General features: G+C 70.6%; 12 protein-coding genes and 2 pseudogenes. 6 read left to right on the plus strand and 8 right to left on the minus strand.

Annotated features, from left to right (window positions below):
* Window positions 1–330: 330 nt before the first annotated feature.
* From ABD811_RS13085 to ABD811_RS13110, 6 genes and pseudogenes are all read right to left on the minus strand, one after another.
* Window positions 331–1,440, minus strand: coding sequence for a hypothetical protein (locus ABD811_RS13085; RefSeq protein ID WP_344945941.1), 1,110 nt, complete (start codon window positions 1,438–1,440; stop codon window positions 331–333).
* Window positions 1,433–2,515 carry a sensor histidine kinase gene (locus ABD811_RS13090; protein WP_344945944.1) on the minus strand — a complete coding sequence of 361 codons (1,083 nt, stop codon included), beginning with the start codon at window positions 2,513–2,515 and terminating at the stop codon, window positions 1,433–1,435. Before ABD811_RS13090 ends, ABD811_RS13085 begins: the two co-directional genes overlap by 8 nt.
* Window positions 2,516–2,883: 368 nt before the next feature.
* Window positions 2,884–3,243, minus strand: coding sequence for an NAD(P)-binding domain-containing protein (locus ABD811_RS13095; RefSeq protein ID WP_344945947.1), 360 nt, complete (start codon window positions 3,241–3,243; stop codon window positions 2,884–2,886).
* A 51-nt stretch (window positions 3,244–3,294) separates the two neighbouring features.
* Window positions 3,295–3,702 carry an arsenate reductase ArsC gene (locus tag ABD811_RS13100; RefSeq protein WP_344945950.1) on the minus strand — a complete coding sequence of 136 codons (408 nt, stop codon included), beginning with the start codon at window positions 3,700–3,702 and terminating at the stop codon, window positions 3,295–3,297.
* A gap of 314 nt (window positions 3,703–4,016) precedes the next feature.
* Window positions 4,017–5,124: pseudogene (arsB, locus tag ABD811_RS13105) on the minus strand (ACR3 family arsenite efflux transporter).
* A gap of 8 nt (window positions 5,125–5,132) precedes the next feature.
* Entirely contained in the window at window positions 5,133–5,549 is a 417-nt protein-coding gene (locus ABD811_RS13110; RefSeq protein WP_344945953.1) for an ArsR/SmtB family transcription factor, read from the minus strand.
* 106 nt (window positions 5,550–5,655) lie between these two features.
* On the opposite strand from ABD811_RS13110, the gene ABD811_RS13115 reads away from it, so the two are divergent.
* Both ABD811_RS13115 and ABD811_RS13120 read left to right on the plus strand, forming a co-directional pair.
* Window positions 5,656–6,141, plus strand: coding sequence for an ArsI/CadI family heavy metal resistance metalloenzyme (locus tag ABD811_RS13115; protein WP_344945956.1), 486 nt, complete (start codon window positions 5,656–5,658; stop codon window positions 6,139–6,141).
* A gap of 334 nt (window positions 6,142–6,475) precedes the next feature.
* A pseudogene (locus ABD811_RS13120) lies at window positions 6,476–7,420 on the plus strand (IS481 family transposase); the annotation flags it as partial.
* A gap of 171 nt (window positions 7,421–7,591) precedes the next feature.
* Here the strand turns inward: ABD811_RS13120 and ABD811_RS13125 are convergent.
* Window positions 7,592–8,050, minus strand: a complete 459-nt coding sequence (locus tag ABD811_RS13125) for a winged helix-turn-helix transcriptional regulator (protein WP_344945958.1) — start codon at window positions 8,048–8,050, stop codon at window positions 7,592–7,594.
* A gap of 81 nt (window positions 8,051–8,131) precedes the next feature.
* On the opposite strand from ABD811_RS13125, the gene ABD811_RS13130 reads away from it, so the two are divergent.
* Both ABD811_RS13130 and ABD811_RS13135 read left to right on the plus strand, forming a co-directional pair.
* Window positions 8,132–9,358, plus strand: coding sequence for an MFS transporter (locus tag ABD811_RS13130; protein ID WP_344945961.1), 1,227 nt, complete (start codon window positions 8,132–8,134; stop codon window positions 9,356–9,358).
* 467 nt (window positions 9,359–9,825) lie between these two features.
* Window positions 9,826–10,590 (plus strand): tyrosine-type recombinase/integrase, encoded by a 765-nt coding sequence (locus ABD811_RS13135; RefSeq protein ID WP_344945964.1) that lies wholly within the window; start codon window positions 9,826–9,828, stop codon window positions 10,588–10,590.
* Window positions 10,591–10,908: 318 nt separating this feature from the next.
* Here ABD811_RS13135 and ABD811_RS13140 read toward each other — a convergent pair whose 3' ends face one another.
* Window positions 10,909–11,367, minus strand: a complete 459-nt coding sequence (locus ABD811_RS13140) for a GbsR/MarR family transcriptional regulator (protein WP_344945967.1) — start codon at window positions 11,365–11,367, stop codon at window positions 10,909–10,911.
* 87 nt (window positions 11,368–11,454) lie between these two features.
* Between ABD811_RS13140 and ABD811_RS13145 the strand changes: the two genes are divergently transcribed.
* Entirely contained in the window at window positions 11,455–12,390 is a 936-nt protein-coding gene (locus ABD811_RS13145) for an ABC transporter ATP-binding protein (protein WP_344945970.1), read from the plus strand.
* Between the two features lie 32 nt (window positions 12,391–12,422).
* Entirely contained in the window at window positions 12,423–13,256 is an 834-nt protein-coding gene (locus ABD811_RS13150; RefSeq protein ID WP_344945972.1) for an ABC transporter permease subunit, read from the plus strand.
* Window positions 13,257–13,321 lie beyond the last annotated feature (65 nt).

Consider the following 13,321-nt stretch of genomic DNA (forward strand, 5'->3'; position numbering starts at 1 on the left):
GGGGGACGACCGGAAGGCGGCGGAGACAACCGCAACACAGCGGTCCTGGAAGTCGACAGTGCCGGTCTCGACGATTCATGCAGGGGCGGTGAGGTAGTCGTCGGTGGCGCTCAGGGCGAAGTAGCCGTCCAGACGGTGTCCGCGGGCGCGATCGGTAGAGGCGGCGGGCCTCGGTTTCGGCGAGCGTCCGCAGGTCCGCGGGTGTGGACTCGGTGACGGAGCCGACGGAGAGACATGCGCGGGCGCGTCGGCTGACGGTGACGCACAGCGCCTCAGCGCCGTGCATGTAGCCGGAGAGTACGGCGTCCTGGTCGTCGATGACGGCGATCGTCACGGGCCGTCCCATTGGGCCTCCACCCAGAGCAGGTCTCCGTCGCGGTCACAGGTGACGGTGACGCCCTCCACCGCGGCGGGTTCAGGGACGGCGGCGTCACCGTCGACGAGCACTGAGACGCTCACCTGCCCGGTCCCTGCGGAGACCACGGTGACGCGGGCGGCCTCGCCGGCGCCGGTCAGCACGGCCAGCGGGACCTCGGCGAGCGCCACGGCGACCTCCTCGCTCATCGGCGGCGTCCTGCCCACCTGGGCCATCTCGATGACGACGCCGCGGCGCATTGCCTCGTCGATGCCGGGACGCAGGAGGCGCAGCAGCGGGTCGGGGACGTCGTCCTGCTCGGCCAGCACCTGCCGGAGCATGGCCTCCGCCGTGGCGCACCGGTGCCGGACCTGCGCGTCCGCGGGGTCGACGGTGCCGTCGGCCAGGCCGCGCAGGACATCCGCGATGAGCCCTCGCGCCTCCCGGTAGCGGTCCTGCCGCGCCGCGGCGACCTCGGCGATGACGGCCGCGCGTGTCGCCATCTCCCACTGTTCGGCCGCGGCCTCGGCAGCCATGCCGCCGCTGAACCGGAACACCCGCGCCCCGGCGATCAGCGCGAACTGGATGCTGGCCGAGGCGTACAACAAGGTGACGAACCCGGCGACCGCATGCCGGCTCATCTCTCCCGTGGCCGCCAACGCCACGACGACGATCCCCGCGTTCACCGCGAGCACGGCGACCACCTGCCGCACCGGCCGGTGCAGGAGGAGCAGCACTCCCACCAGGCCGACCGACGTCCACGCCCAGTTGGTTCTCAGCTGCTGACCGTCCGGGCAGTTGGCGGCCATCGCAACCCCGGCCGCCAGGTCGACGGCGACCAGCGACCACGTCACCGCGGCCGCCTGCGTCCCGCGCAGCAGCAGCACCGCGCCACACGCGATGATCAACAGTTGGGTGGCCCAGACCGCCACCGCCAGGCCCGGGGACCGGTACAGGTCCCAGAAATCCAGCAGGGCCGTGCCGACGGCCCCGACCTGCCAGAGAGCGACCGCGATGACCGTGGCGATGTCGAAGGCACGGTGGAAACGCGCGGCGAACTGCCCGGCCGGCGAGCTGTCAGCCACGGGTCCACCGCAGCGTGACCACGGTCCCCTCCCCTTGCCGGGACCGCACGGTGGCTGTCCCGCCCACCATCGCCATGCGTTCCACGATCGAGTACCTGATGCCCCGCCGGGCATCCGGGACATCGGCGGGATCGAAGCCGCTACCGCGGTCGACGACGTCCACCTTCACGCTGTCGCCGCGTCGTACTGCGCAGATCGACGCCTTGCGCACCCCCGCATGCGTCGCCACATTGCGCAGCGCCTCACGAGCCGAGCCGATGATCGCCGAGGCAACCGGCGCAGGAACATCGATACACGGCCCCCCGATGACAGTGAGATCCACAGAGACCGCCGGACGCGCCTGTGCGACCAGTCGCTCCAATCCGTCCGCGAGGTCGGCCAGCGGCGCGTCGGCGACGGGCGGAGGCGCCGAGCACTCCTCCATGACCTCCAGCGCCCGCCGCGCGCCCTCACGCAGACCAGGCGAGCCGGACTGGACGGCACCGGACGCGACCATCGTCAGCGTGGCCAGCACCGAGTCGTGCATCTGCAGACGGTGGTGGCGCTCGTCCACCCGGCGGGTCGCCTCCACCATGGCCCGCTGCCGCTCACGGTCCCGGTCCGCGACGATGGCGTCGGCGCGCCGCCCGCCGCGGCGCAGCAGCCACATCATCGCGCTGACCACTGCGGCCTGGACGAACAGGATCCGGATCTCGCTGGTCGCCACCGGAACACCGGCGATGTAGGCGGCGATGACCACGGCCGCCAGCGGCAGCCCCGCGACCGGGCGCAGGGCCAGCTGCGCCACGTAGATGGCAGTACTGGCCAGCATGATGGCCCATGTCGTCTCGTGCACGACCATCGAGACGGGGACGAGCCGCGCCTGCCCGAGCATCACCAGCGCCACCAGCGCGCTGTCCGCCGCGACCAGTGGCAACCCCAGTCCGCCTCGGACGGTGACCACGGTGAAGAACGCCGCCCACACCGCCATCCCGCCGAGCGCCGCCACCTGCCAGCCGCGGGAGACGCCGGTGCCGTCACCGACGCCGGCGGCGACGCACGCCGCCGCCACTCCCCCACACCGCAGCGCTATCACGAAGCGAAGTACGGTACGCCCCAAGGCGTAGTCGGAGGGACCTGGCGCCGTCCGTGAGCGAGCCCCCGTGGCCCACCGGATGCCTGATACAGCCATTGATCACGTCACGTCCGGAAGGTCGTCAGGCCTCCGAGTATGGCCGATCCGCATCGCGACGAAAGGCACATGGCCGGTTCCGGTAGCCCACGCGCCCCCCGCAATGGGGGACCAATGCCAGAACTCCCGCGCGTGCGACAGCCGCACGTGGGTCATGACATCTAAATCGAAAAGGCTGCGAACAGGCGTTATCGCTCAAGGCCCGGGTGGCCACCACCCGCACATACGCCGTCGGCCGGCCTCGGCGAGGAGGGCAGAACGGCCCGAGCACCTCAGGGCGGCCAGAGCGCGGCCGGCGTCGGCGACCCGCCGGTCAGGTGGGCGATGTAGTGCGGGCCGTCTGCGGTGACGGACTGCACCCGGGTGCGAGTGCGGATGTCGGCGTCCAGGCGGTCGGCGTAGCGCTGCAGGTAGTCCACGACCTCGTCCCGGCGGGGGTAGCGGTCGGGGTCGCCGTCGAAGGGCAGGCCGGGCAGGGCACTGTAGCGGGCCGGGGAGAACAGGGTGAGGCTGTCGTAGTAGCGCGGCCACGACCCGACCGGCCGGTCGGAGGCCTCGGCGATGACCGGGGCCAGCCTGGAGGCGCGCAGGGCGTGGGCGGCGGCCAGCCCGGATTGGCCGCCGCCGACCACCAGAGCGTCAACGTTTCCATGATGGGGGTGCGGTCTCGTGGGTGCGGTGAGTCAGTGGGCGGGGAGGAGTTCGGCGAGCAGTTCGCGGACGCGGCGATCGATCTCGTCGCGGATCGGGCGGACCTCCTCGGCGGGGCGGCCGGCGGGGTCGGGCAACTGCCAGTCCAGGTAGCGCTTGCCGGGGAAGACGGGGCAGGCGTCGCCGCACCCCATGGTGATGACCACGTCGGCGGCCTGCACGGCCTCGCTGGTCAGCGGCTTGGGGAACTCCTTGGACAGGTCCAGGCCGAGTTCGGCCATCACCGCGGTGACGGCCGGGTTGATCTGGTCGGCGGGCGCGGATCCGGCGGAGCGGACGCGGACCCGTCCGGCGGCGTGGTGGTCCAGCAGGGCGGCGGCCATCTGCGAGCGTCCGGCATTGTGAACGCACACGAACAGCACCTCGGGGATATCGGACACGGCTTCTCCTTGAGGACGAGCATGGACGTGGGAGTAGGCGCGCGGAACCGAACCGGGCGGCCGGCACCGGCAGATGCGTGCGGACGCGGGCGGTGGCGGCTGGCAGGTTCACCCCGGCAGGCTGAGGCCGGACAGGCGGTCCGGCACGCGCAGCTTCGTAGGAATCGGCGACCACCGCCTCCACGGTTTCGGGTGAGAACACCCCCACGTGGCGGCGGATGACGGCGTGACCGAGTGTGGCGTGCACGTCCGGCAGACGGCAGTCTCCGAAGCTCCTGCACGACGACGAGAGAAAGGCGTCATCTGGACACCGGTCACCAGGTGCGGGCATGGGCATGCTCTGCTACGGAGGAGGCGGCGCGGCGGCGTAGCGCCAGGGAGACGTAGATGAGTGCGACCAGGACGGGGACTTCGATCAGCGGGCCGACGACACCGGCCAGGGCCTGACCGGAGGTGACTCCGAAGGTCGCGATGGCGACCGCGATGGCCAGCTCGAAGTTGTTACCGGCGGCGGTGAACGCCAGTGTCGCGGTCCGCTCGTAACCCAGCCCGGCCAGGCGGACGAGTGTGTAGGAGGCCGACCATATGACCGCGAAGTACGCCAGCAGGGGCAGCGCGATGCGCGCCACGTCCCACGGCCGGGAGGTGATCGCCTCGCCCTGCAGGGCGAAGAGGATCACGATGGTGAACAGCAGCCCGTACAGCGCGGCCGGACCGATTCGCGGCAGGAACCGCTCCTCGTACCAGACGCGGCCGCGGGCGCGTTCGCCCAGGCGGCGGGTCAGGTATCCGGCGACCAGTGGGACGCCGAGGAACACCAGGACGCTGCGGGCGATGTCCCAGGCCGACACGTCCAGGCTGGTCTGGTCCAGGCCGAGCCGGCCCGGCAGCACGTCCAGGTAGAACCAGCCGAGCACACCGAACGCCACCACCTGGAACACCGAGTTCAGCGCCACCAGCACCGCGGCGGCCTCGCGATCGCCGCACGCCAGATCGTTCCAGATGATCACCATGGCGATGCACCGGGCCAGCCCCACGATGATCAGCCCGGTGCGGTGCTCCGGCAGTTCCGGCAGCAGCAGCCAGGCCAGCGCGAACATCAACGCGGGACCGACCATCCAGTTCAGGGCGAGGGACGGGACCAGGAGGCGGCGGTCGGAGGTGACGGCGTCCAGCCGGTCGTAGCGGATCTTGGCCAGCACCGGATACATCATCACCAGCAGCCCCGCCGCGATCGGCAGCGAAATCCCCTCGAGCTGCACCGCGTCCAGCGCCTCGTCCAAACCGGGGATCGCGGCCGGCCAGCAGACCGACGGTCATCGTGGCGGCGATCCACACCGGCAGGAACCGGTCCAGCGCCGGCAACCGCGCCATCACCCCGGCAGCGGTCGGCTCGGGGGCACCGCTCCCCCGCCCGCTCATCGCCCGGTTCACTGGGACGTCACCGCGGCGACGCGTGGGCCCAGGATCACCGACAGGCGCTGCAGCACCTGCGGGTTCACCCAGTAGTACACCCATGTGCCGCGCCGCTCGGAGTCGATGAGCCCGGCCTGCTTGAGCACCTTCAGATGGTGGCTGATGGTCGGCGGAGTCAGGTCGAAGGCGTCGGTGAGCTCGCACACGCACGCCTCGCCGCCCTCGTGGCAGGCGATCAGCGACAGCAGCCGCAACCGGACCGGGTCGCCGATCGCCTTGAACAACGGCGCCAGTTCGGCCGCCTCCTCAGGGCCCAACGGCGCGCAGACCAGCGGCGAACAGCACGCTTCCGTCCCGGCGCGGGGCTCGGCCGCGGCGGCGGGGTTGATGACGACCGGCCCGTCCACGACCGGCAACTCCTGCTTCGACATACTTCTAATTTGACATCCATCTAAGTGCAGGCGCAAGCTGAGGCCGGTTGCTGGTTAGACGTTCGTCTAATCAGAGGTGGGATCGTCGATGCACAGGAGGAAGCTCATGTCTCGTGTCCAGCTCGCCCTGCGGGTGCCCGACCTGGAAGCCTCGGTCGCCTTCTACACCAGGCTGTTCGGTGCCGAGCCCGCCAAGCGCCGTCCCGGCTACGCCAACTTCGCCATCGCCGAGCCGCCGCTCAAGCTCGTCCTGATCGAAGGCGCCGACGAGGACGCCACCCGCCTGGACCACCTGGGCGTGGAGGTCGAAGACTCCGGCCAGGTCACCGACGCCGCCGAGCGGCTGAAGGAGTCGGGCCTGGTCACTCTGGAGGAGAACGACACCGCCTGCTGCTACGCCCTGCAGGACAAGGTGTGGGTGACCGGCCCCGGCAACGAACCCTGGGAGGTGTACGTGGTCAAGGGCGACGCCGACACCCTCGACAAGGCCGAAGACTCCACCTGCTGCACACCCCAGCCCACCGACACCTCTTCCGCCCCCGCCGCGGACAAGGCGCACGCCAGGACCGCGACGGGCGCCGACTGCTGCTGACCTCAGTGCAGGTCGCCAAACGCCGTGGCACCCTCAACCCCGCCCACCTGCGCCCCCACGATGGTGACGCCCTGGGCACCGGCCTGGGCGGCCGGGCGCCGGCAGGTGTCCGGGTGGACGGTGTGATCCGTCAACCGGACCTGCCGCTCCGAAGTCGGCCACCGCGCAGACGCGGCAGTAGAACGACCAGCACCGCAAGCCGGGGCCCCAGCGCTCGCTAGCTGTTGTGGGACATGACGTTGTGGACGTTGGGGCTTGAGTGAAGAGACGGGTCTTCCGGCGGCAGGATGAGAAGCGCGACCAACCCGTCCTGCCGCCCCGGAAAGACCCGTCCGTGCTTCACGGTAACGCGCCGTTGTCCGTCGAGGGCCGCCGCCGGCTCGTCCAGCGCTGCCAGACCCGCCCGATCGCGCACGTGGCCCCGGAGATGGGCATCTCCTGCTCGTGCGCCAGCAAGTGGGTCAACCGCTACCGCCGCTTCGGCGAGATCAGCCTGCTGGGCCGGCCCAGCGCCACCCCAGAGGTCATCGCGCAGATCGGACGACTGCGCCGCGAGCGCAAATGGTCGGCCCGCCGCATCGCCCTGGAACTGGTCGGCCAGGGCATCGAGATCAGCGAGCGCACCGTGGGCCGCCACCTGGCCCACCTGGGCCTGAACCGCCGCCGCGACCCGACAGGACGACCAACCACCCCGCACGGCCGATCATCGCCCGCTGGCCCGGCCACATGGTGCACGTGGACGTCCAAAAGACCGGCCGCATCCCCGACGGCGGCGGCCGGCGAGCGCGCGGCCGTCACAGCGAGCAGGCCCGGCTGGTAGCCCGCGCCAAGACCGCCGGAGCCCGCGGCGGCTACGTCGACCTGCACTCTGCCGTCGACGGCTACTCCCGCCTGGCCTACACCGAAGCCCTGCCCGATGAGAAAGCCGCCACCGCGATCGGATTCTGGCACCGGGCACGGGCGTTCTTCGCCGCCCACGGCATCATGCGCATCCACCGCGTCATCACCGACAACGGCGCCTGCTACCACGCCGCAGACTTCACCCGGGCACTACACGCAACCCGAACCCGCCACCAGCGGATCAACCCCTACACCCCACGCCACAACGGCAAGGTCGAGCGCTACCACCGGATCCTGACCGAGGAATACCTCCACGCCCACACCTGGAACCAGCGAACACCACCGCTCACAGGCCTCGACCATCTGGAACGTGCACTACACCTTCCACCGCCCCCACACCGCAGCAATGCGAGGGCACGCCCCTGACCTGCGCGTAGGGAAGTTCAGGTTCATCTCCCGCGCCGCGTTGCCGGTGGCGCAGCACGCCTGCGAACCGGCCCACGGTGCGCAGGCGTGCCGCCGCGGTCGGCTCGTCCACCATCGCCTCCTCTGACGGGCGGGCGGACGGCGGGGTGTCTGCGAGGTCTGAAGACGCCGAGGCCCCTGCCTTCTATCGGGTCTTCTGCACGTGGGTGGTGTCGGTGTCGAGGAGGGTGCCGTCAGCGCTGGTCGGCGTGATTTCCGGCACTGGGGTGCCGTGCTGGTCGACAAGGATGGAGTGGGTCTCGCCAGGGGCGAAGGCGTGACGTTCCCCCCACTGGCGCAGGGTGAGGATGACCGGGAAGAGGTCGCGGCCGGCGTCGGTGAGCACGTACTCCTGGCGGCGGCCCGATGGTGCGGCGCGCTGGACGAGGAGCCCGTGAGCGGTCAGCTTGCGGAGGCGGTCGGTGAGGATGTTGCGGGCGATGCCGGTGCGTCGCTGGAACTCGGTGAACGACCGCGCCCCGTCCATTGCGTCACGGATGACGAGAAGGCTCCACCTGTCGCCGACGAGGTCGAGCGTGCGGGCGACCGGGCACTCGGGGTCGGTCCAGTCGGTGTTCGGGGCGCGCATGGTGGTGCGCGACATGACACCTCCCGATCGGTTGCGGATTGAAACCATTATGCCGTACGGTCGAATTGGTTGCGATTTGCTACTGATTGGAGTGCGATGGACGTGTGGCGGCGGTTGCTGCTCGCGGTGGTGTGCGGTGTCGCAGTGGCGAGCATCTATGCCGCGCAGCCGGTACTGGAGCCGATGGGACGCGATCTCGGGGTGCCGGCAGAACTCACTGGGTGGATCGTCGCAGCCGGCCAGTTCGGCTATCTGGCAGGGCTGGTGCTGCTGGTACCGCTCGGCGATGTGGTCGACAGGCGCCGACTCATCGCCGTGCACCTGGCGATCACCGCGTTGGGCATGCTCCTGACGGCCTCGGCGTCAACCGCATGGGTGGCGTTCGTGGGACTCGCGGCGGCTGGGGTGTTCGCGGTCGTGGTGCAGACCACCGTGGCCTACGCCGCGTCGGTCTCACCACCTGCCGAACGCGGACGCAACATCGGTGTCGTGACTTCGGGCGTTGTGGTCGGCATCCTGGGCGCGCGGGTCGTCACCGGAACCCTCGCCGAGGTGTGGGGCTGGCGGAGCGTCTATGCCGTGCTCGCGGTGCTGTCACTCGGGCTCGCGGCCCTCGTCATCGTCGTACTGCCGTCAGAGGAGCGCCTCGACCGACCTGCGCGGTACAGGCGGGCCGTCGTCTCACTCGGCGGACTGTTCGGGCAGCGCATCTTCCTGACGCGCGGGCTCATCGCGTTCTTCTTGTTCGCATCGTTCGGAACCCTGTGGAGCGGACTGTCCCTGCCGCTGGCGGACAGGCCGTGGCAGCTGAGCGAGAGCCAGATCGGACTGTTCGGCATCGCCGGACTCGCGGGCGCACTCGGCGCGGCACGCGCGGGACGGTGGGCGGATGCGGGGCGAGCGACCCCGGTCACTGGCCTCGCACTCACCCTGCTCATCCTCTCGTGGGCGGCGATCGCGCAACTGCCGTGGTCACTGTGGCTCCTCATCGTCGGAATCGTGGTTCTCGACTTCGCAGTCCAGGCCGTGCATGTGAGCAACCAGCACGTGCTCACCGCCGCGCCTCCGGATCGCACCAGCAGTGTCATCGGCGGCTACATGGTCTTCTACTCGCTCGGCTCCGCCCTCGGCGCAGCCGCGACCACCGCCATCTTCGCCGCCCACGGCTGGGCGGGCTCCAGTCTCCTCGGAGCCGGATTCGCGGCCTGCGCGCTGGCCACCTGGGCGACCGGCAGACGAGCACCCCTCGATCGGTCCGAGAAGGCAGGCACGCGCCAGGCGCGGGAGCGCACGCCGGCGACTCACCGAGCCGGACCAGGCTGATCTCCTCGCTCAGTTCGGCGTCCTGCGGTACCGGACGGTGCAGCAGTCCATCGAGCTGCCGAAGAACGATCGACTTCCGCGCGGTTGAGGCCGGGCGGCCGGTGCTGGCGATAGTGGCCGCGGCGGTCTCGATGGCCAAGTCGCACCGCCGCTACGACCGCGCCGACGTCGCCGCGCACGAAGACCTGCTCACCGGGTCGTGGCGGCCGCTGATGTTCGCCAACCCCGACCTGGCGGCCGGGCAGGTCGACAAGGCCGCGTTCACGCTGTGCGCGGTGATACACCTGCACGCCGCACAACCCGCTCACCGTGATCGCGGCGGCCGATGCGTTCCTTGGGTCGCTGAACAATCCGAACACCGTGCGGAACTAGGGGATCGGGATCGGCAAGACCGCCGAGCAGGTCGGCGAGGCCAGGCCGCTGGCGTCGGTGGCCGATCGGGAGATCGGCGAGGCGCTGGAGCTGCTGTGGGGCTGGTCAACACGTGGAATGCCCGCCGTGCCTCGGTCGGCTCGTGGCTGGCCTGGTGCCGGATGCGCGGGCACGACGCGCCGAGCGTCCCCGCCTGGACCAAGCGGCTGCCCGTCCCCGATTCGGAGACTCCGGTCCGCTCCAGGCTGGAGATCGACCGGCTGATCGCACGCCGCGAGGTCGGTCTGCGGGAGAGGACTCTGTACCGAATGCTGTACGAGACGGCCGGGCGGGCCGAGGAGATCCTGGGCGTCAACATCGAGGACCTGGACTTCGCAGGCCGGCGGTGCCGGGTGAAGGCCAAGGGCGCCCGCGCCAAGGCCCGGCGCCGCGGGCATGCGCGCGAGGACCTGGTGCTGGAGAGGTATTGGGACGCCGGGACCGCCCGGCTGCTGCCGCGCCTGCTCAAGGGCCGCACCCGTGGCCCGGTTTTCCTCACCCACCGCCGCCCCGGCCCCGGCAAGGTCTTCAGCCCACGCGACGTCTGCCCGGACACAGGTTGCGCCCGCCTGTCCTACGGCCAGGCCCGCGCGCTGCTGGACGCCCACACCGCGCTCGGCGGGCCGGGCACCGGCTGGGATCTGCACGAGTTCCGGCATTCGGCGCTGACCCATCTGGGCGAGGGCGGGGCGAGTCTGCTGATGCTGATGGCCAAATCCCGGCACAAGAAGACCGAGAACGTCCGCCGCTACTTCCATCCTTCGCCGGAGGTGATTGCCGATCTCATCAGCCTGCTGGGACCCGGCGACCGGCTCCGGTGAGCTACCGGTTTGGACCGGCGGGGAACGCGTGCTCGCCTTCGGCGCCAACGTGTCCCTTCAGCCGGTTCTCTGCCCTGGACCTGCGGAGGAGTGCAGGTGCTTGACCAGAACGAGTTCGCGGCGGCATTCGGGGCGGCTCGGCTCACCCGCCGTCGGCTTGCCTTCTTCGGGTGCCCAGGAAAACCCGCACAGTTCCTTCGGCCATTGGTCTGTCGGGCCGGGCAGGTGCGAGCCGTGGCCGGCCACCCGCGCTGACCGGAAGCCCAGCTCGAAGACGTGCGGGCGCCGCGACCAGGGTGGATCGATCGCGGCGATCCATCAGATGCGGCGTTCGCGTTCGGTGCGCCAGCGGTCCACCAGGGCGGGCAGTTCGCGGAACATGAAGCCGTAGAAGTCACGCATCTCGGCCAGGCGCCGGGCGGCGGGGCTGTCGGCGCCGGCGGCGGCGATGCCCTGGTCGGCGGCCTCGAACATGGCCTGGACCATGCCGTTCTGCGCCGACATGAGCGTGGCCCACGCGCCGTCGCGCAGCCGGTAGTGCACGCGGCGGCTGCCCGGCGCCGGGACCCGTTCGATCAACCCGACGGTGGACAGCATCTTGATCGCGCCCGACACCGACCCGGAACTGATGCCCAGCTGCTCGGCCAACTCCGGGGCGGTGACGGAGTCGCTGTCGGCGAACAGCAGCGCGGCCAGCACCCGCGCGGTCGCCTTCTGTAGGCCCCCCTGGGCCAGGGTCAGGGCCATCCGTTCGGCGGCTTCGGTGGTGTCTGCCAAGGTCATCCCCCTCGCTTGCGATCCTGACGGAAGTTTAACAGCTCAGAGTCTTCAATATTCTCTGAATACTCTGATACCGTCCGGGTCATGAACACGGTGATCGAGCTGACCGAGCTCACCAAGACCTACGGGTCCCGGCGGGGCCTGACCGGCCTGTCCCTGCGGGTGAACAGAGGCGAAGTGTTCGGCTACCTGGGCCCCAACGGCGCAGGCAAGTCCACCACCATCCGGCTGATGCTGGATCTGATCCGGCCCACCTCCGGCACCGTCCGGGTGCTGGGGTGCGACCCGCGCGCCGACGCGGTGGAGCTGCACCGCCGCATCGGCTACCTGGCCGGGGACTTTGTCGTCGACGGCCGCCAGAAGGCCGGCGAGTGCCTGACCTTCCTGGGCAACCTGCGCGGCGGCGTGCCGACGGCGCGGATCACCGAACTGGCCGACCGCCTGGAGCTGGACCTGTCCGCACGGATCAAGAGCCTGTCCAAGGGCAACCGGCAAAAGGTCGGCCTGGTACAGGCGTTCATGCACCACCCCGAGCTGCTGATCCTGGACGAGCCCACCTCCGGGCTGGACCCGCTGGTCCAGCAGACTTTCCTGGAGATGGTCGCCGAGGCCAAGGCGGCCGGGCAGACGGTGTTCATGTCCAGCCACATCATGAGCGAGGTGGAGGCGGTCGCCGACCGCGTCGCCATCATCCGCGAAGGCCGCCTGGTCGCCACCGACACCGTCGCCGCCCTACGGGCCCGCTCCTTCCTGCAGGTACGGATCGACTTCGCCGCACCCGTCGCCGCCGAGCACTTCCACGCCCTGCCTGGCGTCACCGACCTGTCGGTCGACGGCAAGACGCTGACCTGTGCGGTCGACGGCAGCCCCGACGCCCTGATCAAGGCCACCGCCCGGCACACCGTCACCGGCCTGCGCGCCGACACCCAGGACCTGGAAGAGCTCTTCCACGCCTACTACACCGGCGAGCACCCCACCGACGACTCCACCGACGGCGCCTCCACCGGCCGCGCCGCCTGACCCCGCCCCCACCGTCCCCCAAAGGAAGTGACATGACCGCCGTCTCCCACACCGCCCAGCCCGGCACCTCCGGCCCCGCCCGCGCATTCGGCCGCACGATGTTCACCAAGACACTGTTCGACAACCGGCGCATCTTCACCGTCTGGGCACTGGCGACCGGCCTGCTGGCGGTGATGTACGCCGGCTTCTACCCACAGATCACCGCCGACACCGCCAGCAGCGTGCCCGAGGCGATGCGCGGCTTCGGCTTCGACGACATGACCTCGGCCGCCGGCTACCTGCAGGGCGCCGTGTTCGGCCTGCTGGTGCCCCTGCTGGCCACCTTCTACGGCGCCGCAACCGGCGCCCGCATGATCTCCGCCGACGAGGAATCGGGCTACCTGGAACTGCTGCTGGCCCACCCCATCGCCCGCACCCGGCTGCTGCTGCACCGCTTCACCGCACTCGCCGCCGGCGCGCTGCTGATCGCCGCCGTGGTGCTGGGCGCGATGCTGGCCGTCCGATCAAGCGCCAAGCTGGACTCGATCTCCGTGGCGGCCTTCACCGCCCAAGCCGTCAACCTGGCGCTGCTGGCCCTGGTGTTCGGGGCGCTGGCCACCGCCATCGGCGCGGCCACCGGCAAAAGCCGGGCCACCGTGTTCGGCATCACCGCCGGGGCGGGCGTGCTGGCCTACGCGATCAACGGCTTCGCTCCCCAGATCGGGGCCGACTGGCTGCGCTACCTCACCCCGTTCCACTACTACATCGGCGGCGAGCCATTGAAGAACGGCTTCCAGCTGACCGACGCCGCCGTCCTGGTCGCCGCCACAGCCGCGCTCATCGGCCTGGGAACCTGGCGGTTCAGCCACCGCGACCTCGGCCGCTGAAACCCGGCCGCCGAAACCGGCACCGCCCCTTCCGACACTGGTCATCCGACAGCCTGGGCTCCGGC

It is taken from the genome of Actinomadura miaoliensis (genome assembly GCF_039536785.1).
GTDB classification, from domain to species: domain Bacteria; phylum Actinomycetota; class Actinomycetes; order Streptosporangiales; family Streptosporangiaceae; genus Spirillospora; species Spirillospora miaoliensis.

What these genes read in the sequence shown, in the direction of transcription:
- ABD811_RS13115 (WP_344945956.1), top strand. Translation starts at nt 5,656, where the DNA reads ATGTCTCGTGTCCAGCTCGCCCTGCGGGTGCCCGACCTGGAAGCCTCG.
- ABD811_RS13130 (WP_344945961.1), top strand. Translation starts at nt 8,132, where the DNA reads ATGGACGTGTGGCGGCGGTTGCTGCTCGCGGTGGTGTGCGGTGTCGCA.
- ABD811_RS13110 (WP_344945953.1), bottom strand. Translation starts at nt 5,549, where the DNA reads ATGTCGAAGCAGGAGTTGCCGGTCGTGGACGGGCCGGTCGTCATCAAC.
- ABD811_RS13150 (WP_344945972.1), top strand. Translation starts at nt 12,423, where the DNA reads ATGACCGCCGTCTCCCACACCGCCCAGCCCGGCACCTCCGGCCCCGCC.
- ABD811_RS13125 (WP_344945958.1), bottom strand. Translation starts at nt 8,050, where the DNA reads ATGTCGCGCACCACCATGCGCGCCCCGAACACCGACTGGACCGACCCC.
- ABD811_RS13145 (WP_344945970.1), top strand. Translation starts at nt 11,455, where the DNA reads ATGAACACGGTGATCGAGCTGACCGAGCTCACCAAGACCTACGGGTCC.